This is a genomic window from uncultured Eudoraea sp., assembly GCF_947490415.1.
Taxonomy (GTDB): domain Bacteria; phylum Bacteroidota; class Bacteroidia; order Flavobacteriales; family Flavobacteriaceae; genus Eudoraea.
Genome location: NZ_CANLGX010000004.1, coordinates 369691 through 394092 on the forward strand (window position 1 = coordinate 369691; position 24402 = coordinate 394092).

Sequence of the window (24402 nt, forward strand, 5' to 3'; positions counted from 1 at the left end):
GACATTAAGACCATTAAAACATGCAGACCTTCTTAAAATTTCGTTATTTTTTAGTGTTTTTACTATTGCTGGCTTGTGGAGAAAAGTCCGGAAAATCCTCAGAAAATTCTCCCGTTAACTCCGGGCAAACGGAAAATAGTGTCGTTCAAACCGGAAATAACAAAGTTATTATGTTCTTTGGTGATAGCCTCACAGCAGGCTACGGTCTTGACACAGAGGAGGCTTTTCCGGCAGTAATTCAACAAATTGTTGATTCCCTTAATTTAAATTACACGGTTGTAAACGCGGGACTAAGCGGCGAAACAACAGCTAGTGGAAGAAACAGGCTTGACTGGGTGCTAAATCAAAAAGCCGACGTGTTTATTCTGGAATTGGGCGCCAATGATGGTTTGAGAGGTATTCCTTTAAATGAGACCCGGTTAAACTTGCAGGCCATTGTGGATTCTGTTAAGGAGAAAAACCCGGATACAGTTATCATCCTTGCCGGGATGCAAATACCGCCAAACATGGGCCAGGAGTATACTAAGGAATTTAGAAGGATATTCCCTGAGTTGGCTGAACAGAACGAAACTTATCTTATACCTTTTTTACTGGATAATGTTGCAGGTATTCCTGAATTAAACCAGGAAGACGGCATTCACCCTACCGTTGAAGGACAAAAAATTGTGGCTAATAACGTATGGGAAGTATTGGAACCGGTACTGACCAAATAACCATAAAAACGTTTAATCCTAGATACTATGGATAATATCATCAATGCACTTTCCTGGATAGATTCTGCTGCTGCCACGGTTTGGATTCTGCTTACAATTATTATGTTCTGGTTTCTTTATAAAGTATATGAAGCAGAAGGGAGGAAACATCCAATCTTCCACTTTGGTATCTTCCTGCTGGTCCTGGTATGGTTATATCCACTCTACACCTTTCTCTTTAACCAGTTAGAAGTTGCCTTTTTGGGCAATCTGATTACCTTATGGGCAACAGTAGTCTATATGCGAAAACTCAAACAACTGCCAATTAAGGAATATAAATGGATGACTCCACAAATCGTCTGGATCATTATCGCTTCCTTCTATGTAGGATGTATGCTTTTGGAAAAATATCTGATGGCTTAAATGAAAGGCATTAAAATGAAAGCTAAGAATTAAGCCAATTTAGCTTTGTTTCTTTTTGTAGTAAAAGACAAAGCTTTCTTTACTCGGCTATTCTTGTTTTTGTACAAACGAGCAACAGTGTTTTCTTTAGTAGTTGAAGTAACTATACTCATTTCTATTGTTTCTACTTTGGTATCAACTTTAGAATCCTGAGCTTGAGCAGCTACTCCGATAAAAAGAACAAAAATTAAAGTTACAATCGTTTTCATCACTTGGGGCGTTTTATATATATAAAACGCCCAATGTGTATCTCATCCCGGTTGTAATTCGTCGAAAAACCCTTATTTTTCGGTATCTGGCAAAAACATGGATTAAGTGCAAAAAAGTGTCGATAAACGGATCAGCACCCTTAAACACCTCAGCGATATTTTGTGTATTTAACCGATATAAGGTGGTGTGATTTTTAGCAATAAATTGGGGTCCGGGCAATTTTTTTGATACCCCTGTAGGTCCTTTTGAGCACAAACCCCGGGGTAATCTCCTGCAAAAGAGCCTAAATCCTGTATAATCTGAAAATGAAGGTGGGGGGCATAATTCACATTAACTGGGGTATCGCCCAGAGTCGCCAATGCTTCTCCGGCCCTGAATTCCTTGTTTTTATATAACCCTTGAAGTGATTCTATGGATAAATGCCCGTAAAGCGTATAAAATTGAATTCCATCCAAATCATGCCTCAAAATAATAGTTGGGCCATAATCCCCGGAAACGGCATTGTTTTTGAAACTGTGTACAACGCCTCCTAAAGGGGCTATTACTCTAGTGCCAGCTTTAGCCCAAAAATCTATTCCCAAATGAATATTGCGTTCTTCTTCTCCCTTAACAGCAAAGCCAGGGCTTTTGCTGTATAGGTTCCGCCTTTCCAAATACCCGCCAAATGCTATGGAAAAGGAGTCATTTTTCAGGACTTTGTCTATATACGCCTGGCAAACAGACGGATTGCTAATATCCAGGGGGTTCAGGTCTCTATTGAATACAGATAAATCTAGCGGAATATAGTTACCATTTGGAATCTCACTGTCCAAAATAGCTATTGTCCCTTCAGAATGGTTTAGAAGTACTTCTTCAAGCAAAGTCATAGAAATTCGTATTAAAGTTTGTGAAACTGGAGCTTTTGAAATACCCAAAGGCATTAATTAACAGGTCTTTAACCTCATTTCCAGAAAGATTTATTGATTTTTGAAATAAATTCGAAAAATGAAATTTCTGAAAGCAGGTATTTTACTAGCCATAACCTTGTTCACTACAAGTTGCGAATCCAAAATTAAGAATAAAATAGAGCCAGCCAAAGAAGTAGTTTTAGCGGAAAAATATTCCAAACAAGATCTGCAAAAATATGAAACTGCCTATTTTGCAAGCGGGTGTTTTTGGTGTGTGGAAGCCATATTCGAGAGTGTAAAAGGTGTTAAGGAAGTAATCTCAGGCTACGCTGGTGGAACTGAAGAAAATCCGACCTATGAACAGGTAAGCTATGGCAAGACTTCCCATGCCGAAGCAGTAGAAGTATATTATGATCCAACGGAAATATCCTATATAGAGCTGGTCCAGGTATTCTTTGGATCCCATGATCCAACCAGCCTTAATCGGCAAGGCCCGGACAGGGGAGCGCAATATCGATCTATTGCTTTCTACAAGAATCCGGAAGAAAAAAAGATCATAGAGACCTATATGGTTGCACTGGAAGAAAGTGGCAATTATGAAGACCCTATTGTGACAGAAGTCACTGCCTTTACCAAATTTTATAATGCTGAAGATTACCATCAGGATTACGAAAGAAAAAACCCCAATAATTCCTATGTCAGGCAAGTATCTATTCCGAGGTTGAATCGATTTAAAAAGAACTTCCCGGATTACCTTAAAAAGGAAGTGCATTAGGGCAATGTTATAAAACTTAGGCAATCAAACAAAAAGCGACTTTTTTAAGTCGCTTTTTTTATTTGTGCATTCTACAGCCTATATTTAAGGGATAAATACAAATCTATCTCCAAATGGAACACATAAAAAGTACCCATTTTTACAAAACAGTATTAATTATAATAGTACTCACTTCAATGGGATGTTCAGATTCCGTGAAGGACAATACACCCTGGACTCCTTTGTTTGATGGAGAAACCCTTAATGGCTGGACTATTAAAGGAGGTGAAGCGCATTATACGGTAAGAGATGAAATTATTGTGGGCAGTACGGTACATGATACCCCTAATACCTTTTTAACGACAGACAGGATGTATGGCGATTTTATCCTGGAATTAGACTATAAGGTAGATTCTACCATGAATTCCGGGATTCAAATCAGAAGCAATAGCTTCCCTCATTACAGGAATGGGCGTGTTCATGGTTACCAGATAGAGATAGATCCTTCAGACAGGGCATGGAGTGCGGGAATCTACGACGAGGCCAGAAGGGGCTGGCTTAATACCATGGATAATAATCCAAAGGCTCAACAGGCATTCAAGCAAAATGACTGGAATCATTATAGAATTGAAGCCATTGGAGATACTCTTAAAACCTGGATAAACGATGTGCCCGCAGCCTATCTGATAGACGATAAAACCAGTAGCGGCTTTATTGGTCTCCAGGTGCACAGCATTGGAAAGGACCAAAAGGAAGGTACAGAAATTCAATGGAAAAACATTAGAATCCTTACAGACAGCCTTGCTAAATATGCAAGGAAAAGTACACTTACACCAATCATTACTAAAAACCAACTCACCATTGACGAAGAAAAAAATGGTTGGAAACTCCTATGGGATGGCAGCACGACCAACGGATGGCGGGGAGCACGCCTTGATGACTTTCCTGCTGAAGGCTGGGTTATAGAAAATGGTGAGCTTATAGTCTTATCATCAGGTGGGGAAGAATCTTCAGCTGGGGGCGATATTGTCACCGATGACCTTTATGGTAATTTTGAATTTCAATTGGATTTTAAACTTACAAAAGGTGCCAACAGTGGTATAAAATATTTTGTGGATACCGACCTTAACAAAGGTCCCGGATCATCAATTGGTTTGGAATATCAAATTCTGGATGATGACAATCATCCTGATGCTAAGTTGGGCAATCACGAAGGTAGCAGAACCATGGCATCTTTGTATGATCTCATAAAGGTAGATCCTGATAAACCAGTGAATCCTATTGGTGAATGGAACCATGCCCGTATCCTTTCCAAAGACAACCATGTGGAACATTGGCTAAATGGCATGAAAGTGCTGGAATACGAACGAAAAAGCGACACTTATAAAAAATTGGTTTCAGAGAGTAAATATAAAATCTGGCCGAATTTTGGAGAAGCTGACAAGGGCCATATACTGCTTCAGGACCACGGTGATCGTGTTTCATTTAAGAATATTAAAATAAGACCAATCCTAAGCGAATAAACCATGACTACAAGACGAGATTTTATTAAAAAAACCACTGTTGGAAGCGCTGCCATAACCTTAGGCACTTTCGCCCTGCCGGGAACCCTTAATGCAGGAGTTTTAGGTGCCAATGACCAATTGCAGGTTGCCGTTATTGGAGTGCGAAGTCGTGCTAAAGCGCTGACCATGGGTATTTCAAAAAGCCCAAATGTAAAGATCATTTACAATTGTGATGTGGATGATACTATAATTGAGGCACATAATATATGGTGCCAGAAAAAAATTGGTTACGTTCCCAAAGTGGAAAAAGATTTCAGAAGAATGCTGGAAGATAAAGATGTTGACGCTGTTTTCATAGCAACACCTGAACACTGGCATGCCCCAATGGCCATAATGGCCTTACAGGCAGGAAAGCATGTTTATGTTGAAAAACCTTGCAGTCATAACCCTTACGAGAATGACTTGTTGGTTGAGGCACAGAAAAAATACGGTAAGAAAGTACAGATGGGTAACCAGCAACGTTCTGCAAGGACTTCTATTACCGCCGTAAGGGATATTAGAAATGGTATTATTGGAAATGTTTATAAGGGAGAAGCCTATTATTCCAATAGCCGCTCATCTATTGGAAATGGAGTAGATACAGCCGTACCATCAACCTTAAATTGGGATCTCTGGCAGGGACCAGCGCCGAGGAAAGCATATAAAGACAATATTCATCCATATAATTGGCATTGGTTCCGCAATTGGGGAACAGGTGAAATTCACAACAATGGCACACACGAAATAGATATCTGCCGATGGGCATTGGGAGTTGATCTCCCTGAAACGGTCACTTCTTTTGGAGGCAAATATGCCTATAATGACGATTGGCAGTTTCCTGATAACCAACAGGTGACCTATACGTTCAGTGATAATAAGTTCATTACCTGGAACGGACATAGCCGGGGGGTAATGAAACCGGAACAACCGGGAAGAGGCGCAACCATTTATGGTAGTAAGGGTACTATAGAATTAAGTCGGGAAAGTTATAAATTATATGACCTGGATGGCCGACCCATCAAATTTGAATTTGAAACAGGAGGTAGCGCTACAATAGATACTATGGGCGCAGGTGATCTGGACGGGATGCATATTGCAAATTTCTTTAATGCCATTCGGTTAGATGAAAAACAAAACTCTCCCATTGCAGATGCAAGTATAACTACTATGCTTTGTCATCTGGGTAATATGGCTCAGGATGCGGGAGAAACGCTTAAAGTAGATACTAAGACAGGTAAGATTTTAAAAAATAAGCAAGCAATGGCCGCCTGGAAAAGGGAATATGAAAATGGATGGGAACCAAAATTATAGGTAAATTTAAGTATGAAGCGGAGAGAATTTGTGATCAAAAGCAGTCTGGCAACAGCTGCCATAGGCACTACAAGTTTTATGGAATCTGGTATGGCCTATTCTAAGAATACAACAGATAGCATAAACTTTGGCGTCATAGGTACGGGAGATCGCGGCGGTGGGCTAATAAATATCATGAATAATATTCCGGACTTAAACGTGATATCATGTTGCGATATTTTGCCATTCAGACTTCAGAAAGGCATTGCAAATACGTCAGGAAAAGCGAAAGGATATTCAGATTACCGTAAACTTCTGGAACAGAAAGATATAGACGCTATCTTGGTTGCAACTCCTTTTAATACTCATTCGCAAATAGCATCGGAAGCTATCGATGCCGGTAAACATGTTTTTTGTGAAAAAACTATGGCCAAAGGATATGATGGTATAATCCGGTTAAGAGACAAAGTAAATAGTTCTGATAAGATCTTCCAAACCGGGCATCAATATCATAGTTCACGTTTATATAGACATGTAGTAGACCTTATACAGAATGGAAAAGTTGGCAAAGTCACCGCTATTGAATGTCAATGGAACCGAAATGGAAACTGGAGAAGGCCAGTTACTGACCCTGTACAGGAAAGAGCAATCAACTGGAGAATGTACCGTGAATACTCCGGCGGTTTGGTAGCCGAACTATGTTCACATCAGATTGATTTTACTAATTGGGTTTTAAACGCAATTCCTGAACAAGTATTAGGTGTTGGTGGAATTGACTACTGGAAAGATGGCCGCGAAACATTTGATAATGTCCACCTTATCTATAGTTACCCCAATGGTGTAAAAGCTACTTTTACATGTTTAACCAGCAATTCAAAAGATGATTACCAAATAAAAGTGATGGGAGACAAAGGCACATTGATCCTTGATTATGTTAATGCATGGTTCTTTCCGGAAGGGAATTACAAAAAAGAAATTCAAGATGTAGACGGGGTTTCGGGAGCTACCATTAAATGGGACGAAGGCAAAGGCATTCCAATTGATATAGATCATGCAGACCCTAGTACCCAGGCATTAATCGACTTTAAGAACAATATATTAAATAATACAGTTCCCACATCAAATGTTACTACTGGCGCTAAAGCTGCCGCATGTGTTCAAATGGGTTTAGATGCCATGTATAACAACAAAATAGTTCAATGGAATAATGAATTAAATTTATAAATAAGTAAGTCCCTATACTTCTGGCTTATCAAATATGTATTTGTAGGCAGATTGCTTCAACACATCGCAACATACTATGGTGAAAGGACACAAACCAAAAAAAATGACCATCATGTAAAAAGGGCCCTCAAAAACTGAAATATCAACTATCCATGAATTCAAGGTAGTCGATAAAGGTCCCGGGAGATTTGCATTTATGCAATAATAATTAGGCCACCGATTTAATTACCTAAATCAAAACAAGCATATGCAAATATCAATTTCTTTATCTATAAATGATTATTTAGATCACGGAACAAAAGCCTCAAAAGAGCTTTGCTCTGATAAAAAATAGTTTCATACGAACCTATTGCGACAATGATGGAAGTAATGGAAGGGAAAAATTTACAGGATTTGTTTTTTCCTGTTGAGGATAAAAATCAAGGATGGGTCGTTGCAGATAAATTTGGGACTATGAAGTTAAAAGAGTAGTTATTGTTGAAGCAGGATGTCGCTGTATCTGGAATCTATTACTATTGACTTCCCCGAATCCTTTTGCATATAATACCCCCTGTGAACAAAACTGTTTCCATTTTTTTCCGATACTAATTTTAAATCCGACGGACCGGAGTATTCAGAAGAAGTACCATCTATAGTAATACTAAATGGGGTGCCTGGTAAACGGCAAACTAATTCCCCGTTCTGTACAGATATATCCAAATCCTTAAAATCATTAGCAATTGTATTGATCCTTAATGCACCAAGGTCATTTTTAATTTGGGCACTTTTTAGTAAACGATCTATAGTAATATCAGAAGAAGTAGCGTTTAAAGTCAATATATTTACGTCCTTTAAAGCCACATCTTCTGAGAAATTGATATTTAAGTTCCCATAATTCCATCGTTGTACGGACACCGGAGAATAGGAAGCCACAATATTTGTCTTTTCGCCATCTATAGTGGAGGCAAGCAACCTTGCATAAGACAAGGTTGCATTCATGTTTCTTGTATTCTCTGCCAGCTTAACCTCTCCATGTCGTACATTCATTTTGAGTTTAGTAGATTTCGGCATTTTAATTCTGATGGTCTTTTTTACCTTATAATTCCTTTCTTCACCTTCAGAAGATCGGTAAAAAGTATTAGGTCCATCTTTCCCTTGTCTTGAAATAATAACATTCCTGTGAACCTTGCGTTGTTCATGTGCAATTCTTCTCTGCTCCTCCATAGCCTCTCGCTTTATTTCCTGAGCTTCACGCCTTAATTCTTGAGCTTCGCCTCTCATTTCTTCCCTTTCTTTGCTCATTTCTTCTCTTTCTCTCATCATTTCTTCCCGAGCTTCTTCGCGTTTCTCAACCCTGGACTCCATTTCTTTACCCCAGGCTTCCATTTCCTTTTGATATTCTTCATCAAAATTCTTTTCAAAATCCTTTGACCACTCTTTTAAGTACTTTTCACCATCTTTCTGATAGGCCTGATAATCAAAATCTTTGAATTTCATTGGAGGCATTGGGGGCATAGGGGGCATTTCCATGATAATCTCCGGAATTTCCGGGATTTGTAAATCCAGAAAAAGGGGCTCCATATCCGGCATTTCAGGAATTTCAGGAATTTCAACAATTATATTATTGGCATCACCATGTGCTCCTTTTAAAACCCATGCATATCCCCCGCCTGTTTCTATTGTTATTTCCTGGCTATTGCCAACGATTTTTATACCACCATTGTTAAAATAGGCCTCAGCTTCTTCGGGAGTAGCTCCCTCAAGTTCAATTGTGGCTTCAACTACTACCTGATTTTTATTCCAGGTTTCAAATTCAATATCGGCATGACTTGTATTAATATCAACAACGGCATTATCACCTACCGAAAAGGTTTCCTTATACTTTTTGGATTGCATTTGTCCGAAGCTGCCAATTGTAAAGAGGCAAAGGCTAAGCACAAAACTTTTAAACACTATTTGATGTAACTTGTTCATTTTCTGATGATTTTAATTGATTTAATTTTTGTTTCAATTTCTGCAATAACTGCAACCTTAATTGCAGGTTTTTAATAAGAGCCGAAATAGTCTGATCATTTGGACCAATTTCGTTTAATTCTATATTGAGCCTTTTGTACTCTTCATCCAACTCAGACAAACGCTTCATATAATCATCTACCAGGGCTTTATTTTCGCCTGAGACTTCCAAACGGGATAATTCAAGGTTGATATTGGCTACATAGTAGTTTTCTACTTTCTTCAGATCCGGGGAAAGATCACCTAGAGAATACCCCTGAGGTTTCGAATCCTCCGTTCCTTTATCAACAACAACAGGCTGTTGTGGCAAGTCACTTTTATAATTTATATAGGAATAAATTCCCAGGCTAAAAAGCACTAATATTGATGCCGCGATTTTTATAAAATAGAAAGTCGATCTCCTTGCCTGAGGTAACTCTTTATCTAATCGTTGTAAAAACCGCTCCTCGTGTCCTTTTTTCATCAGATGCTTTTTATCGTTCTCTTTTTTGAACAATTCTCTAAGATCCTGTGCCATAACGTTTTTCTTTAAGTAATTCCTTTAAATGCCCTTTACCTCTTAACAATCGGGTCCTGCTTGTGGTTTCTGTCAAATTCAATATTTCAGAGATCTCACTATGATCATATCCCTCCATTAGATAAAGTTGTACAACAAGTCGGTATTTCTCTGATAATTGATTTATCGCTTCTTTTACCTCATCAATTGATATTCCATCATCTACAGACCAGTCCTCATCTTCAACAATATGTACGCTATTTTCATTAAGTTCCTGAAAGCGCTCCTTTTTAGATTTTAGAAAGTCTATACTCTTGTTGATAACAATTTTCTTTAACCATGCGCCAAATGTAACTTCACCTTTGAATTGATCTATCTTTTGAAACGCCTTAATAAAGGATTCCTGTAAAACGTCTTCAGCATCATCAGGATCATTTATAAATCGTTTTGCCACAAAATACATACCATCACAATATTGCCTGTAAAGCTTTATTTGTGCTTTTCGATCATTGGCTTTGCAACGCTCTACCAGATCTATTTGAAACATTTGGCCGGTTTCCAATTTTTGGTATTAGTTGTTGTTAATTTAAAGACGAGTGAAAATATTGCATGTTGCAAAAAACAAGTATTTTTAAGAAATTTTTAAATAGCCCACCTTGCAACAAGTTACAATTAAAAACGATTTTATATCCTTAAGTGTCCTCGATTACGGAGCTATTATTCAAAATATTCTGGTTAAAGACAAGGAAGGAAATGTGCTGAATGTAGTGGTTGGATTTGAGAATCCAGAAAATTATCTGGAAGATGATAAATTCTTAGGCGCATGTGTTGGCCGCTTTGCCGGCAGGATATCCAACAGCGGCTTTGAACTTGATGGAAACTCTTATCATTTGAAAAGTGAAGATGGTATACACCTGCATGGGGGAAAGGAAAGCTTCGGAAAAAAGTACTGGAAGTTCGAAACCATTGATAACAGTGAACATCCCTGGCTGAAATTGAGTTACAAAAGCCCTCATATGGAAGAGGGTTATCCGGGAAACCTAATAGCCAGCGTGACGTATAGATTGGTTGGAAATTCATTGCACATAGTTCACGAAGCGGTTACAGATAGAACTACCGTTATAAATATGACAAACCATTCATACTTTTGCCTGGACAATACTAATTCTATTGATCACTATGAGCTGCAACTGGAATGTCCTGAAATATTAGAAACTCAAGATAATTTGCTGCCAACCGGAAAACTGATTTCCGTGAAAGACACAGATTACGATTTCCTTACTAGAAAAGAGATAGCAGGAAAACGATTGGATACTCCGTATGTGGTTTCAGATGATGCTAAAAAAGTGGCTGAACTATATTCCCCGGTTTCAGGCATTCAGATGAAAGTTGAAAGCAATCAACCTGCTGTTGTTGTTTATACTCCCCCGGAGTTTGGAGCTATTTGTTTTGAAACCCAAAACTATCCTGATGCACCTAATATTCAATCATTTCCACCAGCGGTGCTTCATCCCGGAGAAACCTATTACAACCAGGCAATTTTTACTTTTGATTTAGTAACTTAGACAAACTAATCAACACTTCTATAATATGAAAGTATTAAAATGGATATTGATCATATTAGCGGCATTAGCGCTACTTTTTTACTTCGTGGGAATGCCCTATCTAAAAGAACAAACTAAGAAAAACAGTCCTCAAAAGATCGTTGTTTACACTGAAAATGGCATGGACCTTACACTAAAATACAGCAGTCCTTTCAAAAAGGGAAGGGTAATTTTTGGTGAACTTGTGCCCTATGATGCCGTATGGCGTACTGGTGCTAATGAGCCTACAACCTTTACCACTAACTCCAAAATTTATATCATCGATAAAGAACTTCCTGCAGGTACCTATTCGCTTTGGACAATCCCGGGTAAAGACAGCTGGCAGGTAATTTTTAATAAGAATGTCCCAGATTGGGGAGTTACTCTTAGTAGCGGTGGTAAAGAAACAACACGTATCCCTGAAGAAGACATTGTTAACGTTGAGGTACCCGTTATTAATTTGTTGGAAACAGTTGAAAGTTTGACTATAAATTTTGAAGAAACCGGGCAATTATACCTCAGTCTCGAATGGGACAAAACCAAAATCCGGGTACCAATTACCAACTAACATTGAGTACGGAAAAAAATAAAGGTACAAAAGGAGTACGCCAGGTAAAAAAACACCGCAAAAAGAAACTCTCTGTTGAGGATCTTACCCGTGGGGTCCTAAATGGAGACAAAGCCATTTTGGCAAGGGCTATAACTTTAGTTGAAAGCACCAAAAACGAAGACTTAAAGAAAGCTTATACTTTAGTTGAGAATTGCCTTTTAAAGAAATCCAATAGTATTAGAATTGGTATAACTGGTGTACCTGGGGTTGGTAAGAGCACCTTCATTGAAATCTTCGGTAAAACCCTAACAAGCCTTGGCAAGAAAGTTGCCGTATTAGCTGTAGATCCGACTAGTACTCTTAGTAAAGGAAGTATCCTTGGTGATAAAACGCGTATGCAGGAGCTGGTTAAAGATCCTAACGCTTTTATACGACCTTCACCTTCGGGTGAATCTCTAGGAGGAGTGGCCCGTAAGACCCGAGAATCAGTTATCTTATGCGAAGCCGCCGGTTTTGATGTGGTTTTAATAGAAACTGTTGGGGTTGGACAAAGTGAAACTGCAGTACACAGTATGGTTGATTTCTTCTTGCTATTGAAGTTAGCCGGTGCAGGAGATGAACTTCAGGGAATAAAAAGAGGCATCATGGAAATGGCAGATGCGATTGTCATAAACAAAGCGGAAGGCGATAATCTAAAAAAAGCGCAACTAGCGAAAGTACAATTTGAAAGAGCATTACAGCTCTATCCTCCCAAAGAAAATGGATGGACCCCTCAAGTAAGCACTTGTTCAGCTGTTGAGAATAAAGGGATAATTGAAATATGGGAGATGATTGTGCAATTTTTGAATACCACAAAAGACAATGGGTATTTTGCAAAGAACAGGCAAAAACAGAATAAATACTGGCTCTTGCAAGCTATAGATGAACTTTTAAAGCAACACTTCTTCCAAACGTCTACTGTTAAAGAGCATCTGGAAACTATGATATTGAAGGTTTCAAAAGATAAAATCTCCCCTTTTAGGGCTGCCGAAGTACTAATGGCCCGGTATAGGAAAGAACTTAAATAAAAAGTATAAATTTGTCCCAACATTTATCCACCACAATGAAGCCGGTTACTCTCTCTCTTTTATCTATTGTTATTCCAATCTATAATGAAGAAGAAAATGTAGAACTTCTTACATCTAAAATTAATGAGAGTCTGCAGGGTTATTTCTATCAGATTATATATGTGGATGATTTTTCTACAGACCTTAGCCGTAAAAAGGTAAAAGAGATGAAAGATCCTAACGTTCATCTCATAGCTTTAAAAAAGAACTATGGCCAAAGTTTGGCTTTGGCTGCAGGCATTGATTATGCCAAAGGGGAATATATTATTACCATGGACGGTGACCTGCAAAATGACCCTCAGGATATACCTAAAATGTTGGAATATGCAGTGAGCGGGGAATATGATGTTGTTACAGGAATCCGGCAAAAAAGAAAGGATTCCTTGGTTAAGAAAATTCCATCCAAGATCGCTAATTTCATGGTTAGACGCGTCACTAAGTTAGACATCAAAGACAACGGATGCGCTCTAAAGGTATTTACCAGGGATATTGCCAAAGATTTGAACCTTTATGGTGAAATGCATCGCTTTATCACCTTACTGGCACATTTAGAAGGTGCTCAGATAAAACAGGTGCCTGTGCAACACCATGCGAGAAATGCCGGGGTATCCAAGTATGGATTGGAACGTGTTTTTAAAGTAGTTGCCGATATGATGTTGCTTCTTTTTATAAGAAAATATTTCCAACGACCCATTCATTTATTTGGTATTCTTGGAGTATTGCTAATTATATTGGGAATTTTCATTAATATCTATTTGCTTATCATAAAAGTAGGTTTCGGACAGGATATAGGAACCAGGCCCCTGCTCATCTTTGGAATGATGTTCATATTAGCCGGGATTCAGCTATTTACCATAGGCATAGTTATGGAACTCCTCATTCGAACGTATTACGAATCGCAAAATAAAAGGCCCTACAGAATTAAAAGTATATCCATAGGTGGCCAATAATCGTAAAAAAGGGATTACCCTCCTTAAAATCCTTTTTAGCTTTGTTCTGCTGTATTTTGTTTTTACCAAAATTCAATTCAAAGAGGTTTGGGATATTCTTAAGGGAAGTAATTTAGGGTACCTGTTTATAGCGCTCTTATTTTTTATCTTATCCAAGGTTTTATCAGCCTTTCGCCTAAACTTGTATATTCATCAAATCAATATATTTCTTACTCAATTAAGCAATTTAAAACTATACCTTCTTGGCATGTTTTATAACTTGTTTTTACCAGGTGGAATTGGGGGAGACGCCTATAAAGGGTATGTATTAAAGAGAAAATATGAGGTAAAGACTAAGAGCGTTGTATCTATTCTTGTTTTAGATCGGCTTAATGGACTTTTGCTAATCTTTGTGATCAGCTGTATGCTCGCACTTTTTTTAGATGAAGGCCGTTTACAGCCCTATAAACTCCTTTTTGGAATTGCTATTGGGCTTAGTATTCTTATTTTTTGGCTTTTTAATAAAAGGTTTTTTTCATTCGTTTATCCTGTTTTCTGGAAATCTTTGGGGTATTCGGCTTTGGTCCAACTAGCTCAATTGGTAAGTGTTTTATTTATTTTACAGGCTTTAGATGTTCAAGGCGATAACATTGCCTATTTATTTATTTTCCTAATATCGTCTATTGTTTCTGTTTTACCACTGACAATAGGCGGAATAGGTAGCAGGGAAGTTGTTTTCTACTACGGAGCACTTTGGTTGGGATTAGGTGAGAATACCTCAGTAAGTATTAGCATGCTGTTTTTTCTAATAACCGCCGTAGTTTCCCTATTCGGAATCGCCTACCATTTCAGAAAACCCGAATTAAAAGAAATATAGCCTAAAGTCATTTTTAGTTTAGGCGAACCAAGTGCATTTTGTTTAGCACTTTTTCCCTGCTGGCAGGATTTAAAAATTTTGGTTGTAAACGTGTTATCCTGAATTGATCTGCAGTAAAATGCCTGTCCCAATGTATACCGGTTTCTTTTAGTTTTTTAAGATCGTCATCTGTGCCATAAACCCAAATAGCACCAATATCGGGTAAATTTGCGATCTCAGTAATTTTAACTGGATGTTGGTTGTAAAAATCCAGGGCCCATGAAGGCCCAGCGGTAATTTTGTATATCTGATCAGGCGGAATGTCATTTTCAGCAACTATACCTGACATAGTAGAGCCTGCCTGATACTTTAATAAAGATGGATAAAAATGTAAATTCAAAACGGCATTTAGAAGAAGAGAGCTGTATAGCGCTATAGTTATTAATCGAAGTCCTTTTTCCTGCTGCTTCAAACAGAAATATCCTATGAGAACAACAGCGAATACTAATAAAACATAGGCATACCAGCTTGAAATTTTAAAAACAAAAAAACATATCAGAATCGTTGTAGTTACCACCAGACCTAGAATAAAATATTGAAGTCCAAGAAATACTTTAATCTTTTTTACTTTTGAAGAATTTATTAAGTCTTGCATAAAGGAAGCTGAAAGTACCGCGAACAAAGGAATCATTATATTTAAGTAATGTGGTAATTTAAATTGCGCAAAACTTATTATTAAAAAAATTAATGTAATACCCCCTATTGTAAGAAACTCAAGGTCCGAATCTCTCCTGAATCTAGTATTAAAAAATACCTTGACCTTTGTCCAATACGCTGCAAGACCAATAAGAGTCCAGGGAAGAAATACCCATAAAAAAGTATGGAAAAAGAAAAAATAATCACTGCTGTTCTTTCCTACCCCTTCTCCGCTTAATCGTTCAAAACTTTGCTCCCACAGAATAAAGAGTATACCGCTTCTGTGATCTTTGCCTCGGATTATTTTCTCCGGATGCAGATCAAATTGCAGGTAATAGGCATAAAGTATAGGTGAAATAGTTAATCCAAAAACGGCCAATGCCACTAATACCTTCCAACTGAACAGCAATTTCCATTTATTGCTATAACCTAAATGGCAAAGTATTGGAAGACCTATAACTAATAGTGCAATTTGCCCTTTCGTTGAAAAAGCAATTCCGGCGCCAAACGCACCCAGAAGTAAATGCCTCAGGGAGTTTTTTTCTATATAAGCTGCCAGTTGCCAAATGGCAAAAGCGGTAAATCCGGTAAGAACAGCATCAGTTCGTACGTCAATATTAGACAGCATGATCGTTTGTGCTGTCATAAAAATAAGTGAGGCCATTTTACCTACTTCCTTGTTATACAACACCTTACCTAATCCATAGCAGCTATATGCACCTAACAAAGTTGCTAAAATGCCGGGGATTCTATAGGCCCAATCATAAAGACCGAAAATTTTAAAAGCAATGGCTGCCAGCCAATAGTGCATATGAGGTTTATCTAAATACTCCTCCGGACCTTTAAACAAATTTATAAAGTCATTTTCCTGTACCATTCGCATTGCCATAACAGCAAACTGAGCGGAATCATATTCAAAAAGTGTTACGAACATTCCCGCCAGATATACCAGGATAGTAAGCAAGAGAAAAAACCAATACTTCGTATTTGAGATCATATACGATATTTGTGAATTGCAAAGATATATAACTTAGCAAATAGCCAACCAAAGAGTGCTCCTACAGCCATTCCTGTAATAATATCTAATGGAAAATGAACTCCGATATATATTCTACTATAAGAAACAAAAGCGGCCCAAACAATTAAAAAGACACCAACATATTTGTAGGTAGTATTAAAAAGAAAAGTAAAGAATAAAGCCAGTGCAGAAGTATTGGCGGCGTGAGCAGAAAAATAACCGAATTTTCCTCCGCAATAGTCTTTTACCAGACGCATCAATTGGTTAACGTCCGGGTCATAGCAGGGCCGTAAGCGTTGAACACCATATTTAAAAAAATTGGATAATTGATCCGTAGCGGTAATCAATAAAACCACGCTGATAACAAGAAAAATCATCTTTTTAGCTCCATATTGCTTAAATGAAAGTACTAGCAATAAAAAATATAAGGGAATGGCGCTCCACTTATTGGTAAGAAACATCCAAAAACCATCCCATTCAGAAGTTCCCAGGTTATTGAGAAAAAGGAATACTTCCTTGTCGAGATGTACTAATTCTTCTAACATCTTAATCTTCGTATCTCGCTATTTCCCTATCATAAAATGCCGTAGCCGCTTCAATTAATTTTTCTGCTTCATCAGACAACTCTTTTTCATCTTCAGCAGTGAAATCCTCAAGCCATTCTACCTCGTCATTTTCAAGGTTTAAAATAAACCTTGGATATTCGGTGTGTACAACAAATATCGCGGTAGGGTAATCTGTATTATCGCCAAGTAAAAATTTTGGAAATTGCATAGATCAATTTGTTTTTTAATTTATCTGGTAACAAAATTTATCAATGATTTGCATAAATATAGAAATAAGTAAAGGTCCTAAGAATTTATAAGTTTTTTGGTCATTTTGTTAAATCGAATATACAACATAATTGCCGATGCCGTCAAGCCCGCCAGCAAACCTATCCATATGCCTGTACTCTTCAATTCTGTATGTAAACCCAGGTAATAGCATATAGGAAAGCCTATCAGCCAATAAGCAATAAGAGTAATAAAAGTTGGGACCTTTACATCCTGTAAACCCCTTAAAGCACCAAGAATAACCACCTGAAAACCATCTGAAATCTGGAAAAATGCCGCTACTAGAAGTAATTGTGAGACCAGAAGAATTACTTCCAAATTATCTGCCTGGTTTATTGGGTCGTTAACATCCAGGTAAATGGTAGGAAACCAATGGCGTCCTAAAAGGAAAAGTATGGCAAAGACAATCTCAATAATAAACGTAAGGAGAAAAATAGACTGAGCAATTCGTCTTAAATCTGTAAAATTTTTAAGCCCTTTCTGATTTCCAACACGAATCATTGCCGCAACTCCTAATCCCATGCCAAACATGAATGTCATGCTGCTCAGATTTAAGGCTATCTGATTAGCGGCTTGTGGATTTTTGCCTAAAACGCCACTCAGCCAGATGGCCGCTGTGAATATGGCTACTTCGAAAAACATTTGTAAAGCCGATGGAAATCCAAGATTGATAATCTTGTGAATTACCTTGTTTTCAATCTTTTTGAAGTTAAACCCTGTAACGTAATCGTGAAATTTTTTCTTCTTATCCAATAAATACCAAAGCATTATCAACATAATTATTCGTGCAGCTAATGTACCAATGGCAGCACCTATAATTCCGAGTTTTGGAAAACCTAACGCACCAAAAATCAGCAGGTAATTAAGGACGATATTAACCACATTAGCTACTATAGTGGCATACATTGGATATTTGGTTTGAGACAATCCTTCTGAAAATTGTTTATAGGCCTGAAACATAACCAGCGGAACCAATGAAAAAGCCACCAGATCTAAATAAGGGATAGACAACTCCACTACCTCAGGTGGTTGGTCCATTAAATAAAGTAAAGGTTTTCCCAATTGAATAAGGCCAAAAAGAACTAATCCAAGTATAGTACAAAGCATCAATCCGTGCTTTAAAGCACTTTTTCCCCCAGCCTTATTGCCAGCGCCATCAGCCTCAGCAACCAATGGGGTAATTGCCGTTGAAAATCCTATTCCCAAAGACATGGCTATAAAGACAAAACTATTTCCCAGAGAAACGGCGGCCAATTCCGCAGTACCCAATTGCCCTACCATTATATTATCTGCGAAGGAAACAAAAGTATGCCCAAGCATTCCCAATATAACAGGCACGGCGAGCCTTATATTATATCTGAATTCCCTGGTATACTGTTGCAACAAAACTGGCTGTTTTTTGAAGCAGCAAAGATAGGGTTTAGGATTGGTTTAATTAGAGTATGGCAGAACCTCCTATCGCCCCGTTTCAAGAGTAAGTGACTCAATATCATGAGAGGTAGAAATTTATAAAATGTTGCTCTCGGTAAGGCCTATATTTTCTTAGCCTCCTCCCAAAAGACATCCATCTCTGCCAGTGACATATCTTTTAGTGTTCTTTTCTGTTCTTTAGCCTTGCTCTCCAGATATTGAAAACGTTTAATAAATTTCTTATTGGTTCTTTCCAGGGCATTTTCCGGGTTAACATCCAGGAATCTGGCATAATTCACTATGGAGAAAAGCACATCTCCAAATTCAGCTTCCAATTTATCTCTGTTCCCTGCATCCACTTCTTCCTGCAATTCTGATAATTCTTCTTTAACCTTTTCAAAAACTTGCTCTGGTCGTTCCCAATCAAATCCAACGCCAGCAACTTTTTCCTGAATTCTATTGGCTTTAACCAATGCCGGAAGACTATTTGGAACCCCTTCAAGAACACTTTTTTTACCTTCCTTTAGTTTAATATTTTCCCAATTCCTTTTAACATCCTCTTCGCTGGTAACAGACACATCTCCGTAGATATGTGGGTGTCGGTTAATTAGTTTATCACAAATAGAATTAGCAACGTCGGCAATATCAAAACTATTGGTTTCGGATCCTATTCTTGCATAAAAAACAATGTGTAACAAAAGATCTCCAAGCTCATTTTTCACTTCCTTAAGATCATTTTCCAGGATTGCATCACCCAATTCATAAGTCTCTTCAATGGTAAGATGCCGCAGTGTTTGAAGTGTCTGTTTTTTATCCCATGGACATTGCTCCCGGAGCTCATCCATTATAGTAAGTAAGCGATCAAAAGCCTTAAGTTGTAATTCTCTTTTATTCATAGAACGGGTATTTGGGTAAAAATACAAATACCATTGATAAAGGTGTATGGAAAATTTAGACTAATTTAGAAGAATACAACTACCTTAATTAAAACAAGAACATCATGCAATCCAGAAGAGATTTTTTACTTCGATCCACTGCTTTTACTGCCGGATCATTACTTCTACCTTCCTTTACTTATGCGCCAAATAAATCGCAAAATTTTGGAGTTCAATTGTATTCTTTTCGCAATGAAATGGCTAAGGATGCTATTGCTACATTAAAACAAATTGCCTCTCTAGGTTTCAAAGAGATTGAAACAGCCAGAAGTCAGAAAGGCCACTACTACGGTCTCGGCCCAGCGGAGATGAAATCTGTTTGTGATGACCTGGATATGAACCTAAAGAGCGGACACGTACATTTAGATGATAAGTGGCAGCAAACCATGGAAGAAGCAGTAGAATCGGGACAAGAGTATCTTATCTGCTCTTCAATGCCCAGTGAAGGACAGAATGTAGATAATTATAAGAAAGTGGCTGAAGAATTCAATAAGGCCGGTGAAGCATGTAAAAAATTGGGGCTTAAATTCGGTTATCACAATCATGAATATGAATTTGAAACTGAAAATAACCAGGTTCTTTATGATGTTCTCCTCTCAAATACCGAAGGAGATCTTGTTCATATGGAATTAGATCTCGGATGGGTGGTTGTGGCCGGCAAGGACCCATTGGACTATTTTAAGAAATATCCGGGGAGATTTCCCTTATGGCACCTTAAGGATATGGACATGAATAAAAAAGAAAGCACAGAATTTGGCAAAGGCGGCCTGGATATCCCGTCTATGATGGCTCATAAAAAAGCTTCAGGTGTAAAACATATCTTCATAGAACAGGAAGAATATGCCAGCAATCCTTTGGAAAGCATGAAGCATAATATGGCCTATTTAAAAAACCTTTCATAGAAATTAATGTAACAGGCCAATAAAATAGCGATGTCCGAATCATTAGATCCCTATTTACTATCCCAAGATAAAATAAAACATCCTCCTTCCACTTTCAGGGAACGTCTCAAATTTCTTGGACCCAGCTTTATACTTTCTGCTTCCATAGTAGGTTCTGGAGAATTAATAGCTACAACAACTCTTGGGGCAGAAGCCGGATTTATTACATTTTGGGTGATTATTGTTAGCTGTTTAGTGAAAGTAGCGGTCCAATTAGAATTTGGAAAACATACAATCCTGACTGGGGAAACCGCTATGCAGGCATTTAATAAGCTTCCGGGGCCTGTTTACGGCAAAGCCAGATGGACAGTCTGGACGGTATTGGCTGTAATGATCATAAAACTAATGCAAGTTGGAGGTATTGTAGGGGGTGTGGCTATAATATTAAACATAGCCATTCCGGGAATTGGTGTTCCGGTCTTTTGTTTTGGAATTGCAATAATCGTTGCATTGATGATTTACAGGGGGTATTATTCTTTTATTGAAAAATTTTCCCTAAGCATGATCGGGTTCTTCACAATTTTCACATTTGCTTCCCTTTATTTTCTAAAGTTTACACCCTATCAGATATCTATTGAAAGCATCTGGAGCGGGCTTCAATTTAATTTGCCGAAAGAAGCCGTAGCGGTTGCCATAGGGGCTTTTGGGATAACAGGTGTTGGTGGAGATGAAATAATACATTACAACTATTGGTGCCTTGAAAAAGGCTACGCGGCGTTTACAGGTAAGAATGACAATTCTGAAGAATGGAAGTCAAGGGCCGAGGGATGGTTAAAAGTTATGAAATTGGATGCGATTATTGCCATGTGTATATATACATCTGTGACTGCCGCTTTCTATTTACTTGGAGCGGCTGTGCTTCATGCTCAGGGTTTTGTGCCTGAAGGATATGCAATGGTAGAGACGCTGTCTGCCATGTATACTGAATCTTTAGGACCTTATGCAAAATCTGCGTTTCTTATAGGAGCGTTTATCACCTTATTCTCTACCCTTTTCGCTGCTTTGGCGGCATGGACCAGACAAATTACCGATATATTTGGGCAAATAGGATGGATCAGTTTTTCTAACTTTAAGCAACGCAAAAAAACAATTGCAGTCCTTGCATGGGTAATCCCTTTATTGTGGGCCTTACTTTTTGTATTCATTAAATTACCTGTTCTTATGGTGTTAACAGGCGGTATTGTTGGTTCATTCCTGCTTTTTCTGGTAGTTTTTGCAGTAATCCACTTTCGATACTTTAGAACACAACCGCTTTTCAAACACGGATTTTTTTATGATTTTGCGCTATGGATAAGTATATTGAGTATTCTAGGTGTTGGCATTTTGGGTATTATTAAATTATATAGCTGAAACGCACCGGAAAAAATGAAGCAGTATAATAGCAAACTAAATGTATAGAATGAAATTGAAACCAATTGTATTAGCCTTACTGGCCCTGGGCTTGTTCATAAGTTGTGAACACCATAAATCTTATGATCTGGTCATCAGAAATGGTATAATTATGGACGGATCAGGTGAACCGTCATTTAAAGGAGACATTGCAATTAACGCGGACACCATAGTTGCGGTTGGCGATTTAAAAAATGCCGCCGGCTCAATGGAAATAGATGCAAGCGGACTCACAGTTGCTCCCGGGTTTATTAACATGTTAAGTTGGGCCAATGTTTCTCTGATTGAGGATGGAAGATCACAAGGGGATATCAGACAAGGGGTAACCCTTGAAGTTATGGGTGAAGGGCATTCCATGGGCCCGTTAAACGAAGCTATGAAACTGGAAATGAAAGAAACACAACAAAATATCAATTACGAAATTAATTGGAGTACCCTTGGAGAATACCTGGAGTATCTCGAAAAAAAAGGTGTATCTACAAATATTGCTTCTTTTGTTGGGAATGGAACCTTAAGGGAATATGTTATGAATTACGAAACCAGGCCTCCAAACACAGCTGAATTAGAAAAAATGAAAGAGCTGACAAAACAGGCTATGGAAGAAGGTGCAGTAGGTCTATCAACATCATTAATTTATGTGCCTAGCGGACATGCAAAAACGGAAGAAATTATTGAATTAGCCAAAATTGCTGCAGACTATGGTGGAATGTATGTTTCCCATATCAGGGATGAAGAAGAAAACCTTTTAGATGCCGTTCAGGAACTAATAACTATTTCTAAGGAGGCCGGTGTACGCTCCGAAATATATCACTTTAAAGCCTCAGGCACCGCTAACTGGCATTTACTGGACAGTGCAATACAGCTGGTGGATAACGCCCGTAAACAAGGCCTGCCAATAACTACTGATATGTATATGTACAATGCCAGTTCCACAGGTCTAAATATTTTATTGCCGTCATGGGCAAAAGAAGGTGGGCATAGCAAAACAATGGAACTGATATCGCAATCGGCAAAAAGGAGGCAGATGATTCAGGAAATAAAATTTCATGTACCACCGGAAAAGATTCTTTTAGTTGGGTTCAGAAATAAACAAATGAGGCACCTTATAGGTAAAACCCTTGACGAAATAGCCAAGGAAAGAAATATTACCGCTGCCGAGGCCGTAGTTGACTTAATACAGGAAGACGATAGCAGAATTCAGGTGGTTTACTTCTCAATGTCTGAAGAGAATATTAAAAAGAAACTGGCCCTACCCTATATGTCCATCTGTTCTGATGCAGGATCCTATACTACTGAAGGCGTGTTTTTAGAACAAAGCACACATCCGAGAGCTTATGGATCCTTTGCACGCTTATTAGGGCATTTTGTGCGTGACGAAAAAGTTATTCCATTGGAGGAAGCTATCTATAAACTTACTTCTCTTCCTGCTAACAATTTAAAACTAAAGCATCGCGGCGCTCTAAAAGAAGGATATTATGCAGATATTGTAGTTTTTGATGCCAATACAATTAAAGACAACGCTACTTTTGCCAGGCCACATCAATATGCAACGGGAATGAAACATGTCTTTGTAAATGGAACCCAGGTGCTCAAAGACGGAGAACATACTGGTGCTTTCCCCGGCAGGGTAGTTCGCGGACCTGGATGGACTGGAAATTAACTCTTATTATTCTATTAAAAACAAGAGAATGAAACATTTAAATGCGATCCTGATCTTACTTTTAGCTATAGGATGTAAAGCCCAAAAACAAGAACTAGTGGCTGATGAGTCCAACCTCACTCTGGTTGCTGCAGAATACAAATTTACCGAAGGCCCGGCAGTAGATAAAAATGGTGATATATATTTCACAGACCAGCCAAATAATAGAATAATAAAATGGACCGCCTCAGATAATTCGGTCTCTGTTTATATGGAAGATGCTGGTAGAGCAAATGGCCTCTATTTTGATCACGATGGTAGTCTTTTGGCCTGCGCCGATGAAAAATTTGAACTTTGGAGAATAGATAAGGCTAAAAAGCCAACAGTGCTGGTAGACGAATTTCAAGGACAAAAACTCAATGGCCCCAATGACCTTTGGGTGGATGCAAAGGGAGGTATTTATTTTACAGATCCTTATTACCAAAGACCGTATTGGGAACGTAAGGAAAAAGAAATTGAAAAAGAACGTGTTTATTATTTGACCCCGGACATGAATGAGTTACGCATTGTAGCCGATGACTTGGTACAACCCAATGGAATAATAGGAACTCCGGATGGTAAAATGATTTATATCGCAGATATAGGCGATAAAAAAACATATAGTTTTACTATTTCGGAAAATGGTGATCTAAGTAATAAGACACTCTTCACGGAAATGGGTTCAGACGGGATGACAATAGACAACCAGGGTAATGTTTATTTGACCGGTAATGGCGTAACAGTATTTAATAAAAAAGGGGAAGAAATACTTCAAATTCCGGTACCCCAAAAATGGACAGCCAATGTTACATTTGGTGGGCACAGTCAAAATATACTTTTTATTACCGCAATGAATTCAGTTTATACCCTGGAAATGAATGTGAACGGGGTGCGCTGATAATTTATTACTGTAATTATTATAAAAGT

Annotated in this window: 25 protein-coding genes; 15 read left to right on the top strand and 10 right to left on the bottom strand. The window is 38.2% G+C overall.

Features of this window, described 5'->3' with window-relative positions:
* The first annotated feature begins 20 nt into the window (after positions 1–20).
* Together Q0874_RS12820 and Q0874_RS12825 are read left to right on the top strand one after the other, a co-directional pair.
* Positions 21–713 (top strand): arylesterase, encoded by a 693-nt coding sequence (locus tag Q0874_RS12820; RefSeq protein ID WP_299163728.1) that lies wholly within the window; start codon positions 21–23, stop codon positions 711–713.
* A 27-nt stretch (positions 714–740) separates the two neighbouring features.
* The gene (locus Q0874_RS12825) at positions 741–1115 is read left to right on the top strand and encodes a tryptophan-rich sensory protein (protein ID WP_299163730.1); all 375 of its coding nucleotides are present in this window, start codon (positions 741–743) and stop codon (positions 1113–1115) included.
* A gap of 29 nt (positions 1116–1144) precedes the next feature.
* On the opposite strand, the gene Q0874_RS12830 is transcribed toward Q0874_RS12825, so the two are convergent.
* Positions 1145–1363 carry a hypothetical protein gene (locus Q0874_RS12830; protein WP_299163731.1) on the bottom strand — a complete coding sequence of 73 codons (219 nt, stop codon included), beginning with the start codon at positions 1361–1363 and terminating at the stop codon, positions 1145–1147.
* A gap of 168 nt (positions 1364–1531) precedes the next feature.
* On the bottom strand, positions 1532–2230 hold the full coding sequence (locus Q0874_RS12835; protein WP_299163732.1) for a peptidoglycan DD-metalloendopeptidase family protein: 699 nt from the start codon (positions 2228–2230) through the stop codon (positions 1532–1534).
* A 118-nt stretch (positions 2231–2348) separates the two neighbouring features.
* Between Q0874_RS12835 and msrA the strand changes: the two genes are divergently transcribed.
* From msrA to Q0874_RS12855, 4 genes are all read left to right on the top strand, one after another.
* Entirely contained in the window at positions 2349–3026 is a 678-nt protein-coding gene (gene msrA / locus Q0874_RS12840; RefSeq protein WP_299163733.1) for a peptide-methionine (S)-S-oxide reductase MsrA, read from the top strand.
* 113 nt (positions 3027–3139) lie between these two features.
* Positions 3140–4528: a DUF1080 domain-containing protein gene (locus Q0874_RS12845; protein ID WP_299163734.1), complete on the top strand. Its 1389-nt coding sequence runs from the start codon at positions 3140–3142 to the stop codon at positions 4526–4528.
* A 3-nt stretch (positions 4529–4531) separates the two neighbouring features.
* The gene (locus Q0874_RS12850) at positions 4532–5860 is read left to right on the top strand and encodes a Gfo/Idh/MocA family oxidoreductase (protein ID WP_299163735.1); all 1329 of its coding nucleotides are present in this window, start codon (positions 4532–4534) and stop codon (positions 5858–5860) included.
* A 12-nt stretch (positions 5861–5872) separates the two neighbouring features.
* A complete protein-coding gene (locus tag Q0874_RS12855; RefSeq protein WP_299163736.1) occupies positions 5873–7063 on the top strand; it encodes a Gfo/Idh/MocA family oxidoreductase in 1191 nt (396 codons plus the stop codon).
* A gap of 471 nt (positions 7064–7534) precedes the next feature.
* Here the strand turns inward: Q0874_RS12855 and Q0874_RS12860 are convergent, their stop codons facing one another.
* The 3 genes from Q0874_RS12860 to Q0874_RS12870 are packed head-to-tail and all read right to left on the bottom strand — an operon-like array spanning position 7535 to position 10098.
* Positions 7535–9016 carry a hypothetical protein gene (locus tag Q0874_RS12860; RefSeq protein WP_299163738.1) on the bottom strand — a complete coding sequence of 494 codons (1482 nt, stop codon included), beginning with the start codon at positions 9014–9016 and terminating at the stop codon, positions 7535–7537.
* On the bottom strand, positions 8988–9572 hold the full coding sequence (locus Q0874_RS12865) for a hypothetical protein (RefSeq protein ID WP_299163739.1): 585 nt from the start codon (positions 9570–9572) through the stop codon (positions 8988–8990). The genes Q0874_RS12860 and Q0874_RS12865 overlap by 29 nt, the downstream gene beginning before the upstream one ends.
* Positions 9556–10098, bottom strand: a complete 543-nt coding sequence (locus Q0874_RS12870) for an RNA polymerase sigma factor (protein ID WP_299163740.1) — start codon at positions 10096–10098, stop codon at positions 9556–9558. The genes Q0874_RS12865 and Q0874_RS12870 overlap by 17 nt, the downstream gene beginning before the upstream one ends.
* Positions 10099–10207: 109 nt before the next feature.
* On the opposite strand from Q0874_RS12870, the gene Q0874_RS12875 reads away from it, so the two are divergent.
* Genes Q0874_RS12875 through Q0874_RS12895 form a run of 5 tightly spaced genes read left to right on the top strand, consistent with a single transcriptional unit; the run spans position 10208 to position 14596 of the window.
* Positions 10208–11116: an aldose epimerase family protein gene (locus Q0874_RS12875; RefSeq protein ID WP_299163741.1), complete on the top strand. Its 909-nt coding sequence runs from the start codon at positions 10208–10210 to the stop codon at positions 11114–11116.
* 25 nt (positions 11117–11141) lie between these two features.
* Positions 11142–11702 carry a DUF2911 domain-containing protein gene (locus Q0874_RS12880; RefSeq protein WP_299163743.1) on the top strand — a complete coding sequence of 187 codons (561 nt, stop codon included), beginning with the start codon at positions 11142–11144 and terminating at the stop codon, positions 11700–11702.
* Entirely contained in the window at positions 11663–12751 is a 1089-nt protein-coding gene (gene meaB, locus Q0874_RS12885) for a methylmalonyl Co-A mutase-associated GTPase MeaB (protein WP_299163744.1), read from the top strand. Before Q0874_RS12880 ends, meaB begins: the two co-directional genes overlap by 40 nt.
* Before the next feature lie 35 nt (positions 12752–12786).
* On the top strand, positions 12787–13740 hold the full coding sequence (locus Q0874_RS12890; protein ID WP_299163745.1) for a glycosyltransferase family 2 protein: 954 nt from the start codon (positions 12787–12789) through the stop codon (positions 13738–13740).
* Entirely contained in the window at positions 13730–14596 is an 867-nt protein-coding gene (locus Q0874_RS12895; RefSeq protein WP_299163747.1) for a lysylphosphatidylglycerol synthase transmembrane domain-containing protein, read from the top strand. The genes Q0874_RS12890 and Q0874_RS12895 overlap by 11 nt, the downstream gene beginning before the upstream one ends.
* Positions 14597–14609: 13 nt before the next feature.
* Here the strand turns inward: Q0874_RS12895 and Q0874_RS12900 are convergent, their stop codons facing one another.
* The 5 genes from Q0874_RS12900 to mazG all read right to left on the bottom strand — a co-directional run bounded on the left by Q0874_RS12900 (position 14610) and on the right by mazG (position 19428).
* The gene (locus tag Q0874_RS12900) at positions 14610–16268 is read right to left on the bottom strand and encodes a glycosyltransferase family 39 protein (RefSeq protein ID WP_299163748.1); all 1659 of its coding nucleotides are present in this window, start codon (positions 16266–16268) and stop codon (positions 14610–14612) included.
* Complete coding sequence (locus Q0874_RS12905) at positions 16265–16834, bottom strand: phosphatase PAP2 family protein (protein ID WP_299163749.1); 570 nt, start codon at positions 16832–16834, stop codon at positions 16265–16267. Before Q0874_RS12905 ends, Q0874_RS12900 begins: the two co-directional genes overlap by 4 nt.
* A 1-nt stretch (position 16835) precedes the next feature.
* On the bottom strand, positions 16836–17063 hold the full coding sequence (locus Q0874_RS12910; RefSeq protein WP_299163751.1) for a hypothetical protein: 228 nt from the start codon (positions 17061–17063) through the stop codon (positions 16836–16838).
* Between the two features lie 77 nt (positions 17064–17140).
* Positions 17141–18508: an MATE family efflux transporter gene (locus Q0874_RS12915; RefSeq protein ID WP_299163753.1), complete on the bottom strand. Its 1368-nt coding sequence runs from the start codon at positions 18506–18508 to the stop codon at positions 17141–17143.
* Positions 18509–18654: 146 nt separating this feature from the next.
* The gene (gene mazG, locus Q0874_RS12920; RefSeq protein ID WP_299163755.1) at positions 18655–19428 is read right to left on the bottom strand and encodes a nucleoside triphosphate pyrophosphohydrolase; all 774 of its coding nucleotides are present in this window, start codon (positions 19426–19428) and stop codon (positions 18655–18657) included.
* A 104-nt stretch (positions 19429–19532) separates the two neighbouring features.
* On the opposite strand from mazG, the gene Q0874_RS12925 reads away from it, so the two are divergent.
* From Q0874_RS12925 to Q0874_RS12940, 4 genes are read left to right on the top strand one after another with little or no spacing between them, the layout of a single operon-like run.
* Positions 19533–20369 (top strand): sugar phosphate isomerase/epimerase, encoded by an 837-nt coding sequence (locus Q0874_RS12925; protein ID WP_299163756.1) that lies wholly within the window; start codon positions 19533–19535, stop codon positions 20367–20369.
* A gap of 30 nt (positions 20370–20399) precedes the next feature.
* Positions 20400–21758: an Nramp family divalent metal transporter gene (locus tag Q0874_RS12930; protein ID WP_299163758.1), complete on the top strand. Its 1359-nt coding sequence runs from the start codon at positions 20400–20402 to the stop codon at positions 21756–21758.
* A 49-nt stretch (positions 21759–21807) separates the two neighbouring features.
* The gene (locus Q0874_RS12935) at positions 21808–23457 is read left to right on the top strand and encodes an amidohydrolase family protein (RefSeq protein WP_299163760.1); all 1650 of its coding nucleotides are present in this window, start codon (positions 21808–21810) and stop codon (positions 23455–23457) included.
* Between the two features lie 28 nt (positions 23458–23485).
* Positions 23486–24373: an SMP-30/gluconolactonase/LRE family protein gene (locus Q0874_RS12940; protein WP_299163761.1), complete on the top strand. Its 888-nt coding sequence runs from the start codon at positions 23486–23488 to the stop codon at positions 24371–24373.
* Positions 24374–24402: the final 29 nt, after the last annotated feature.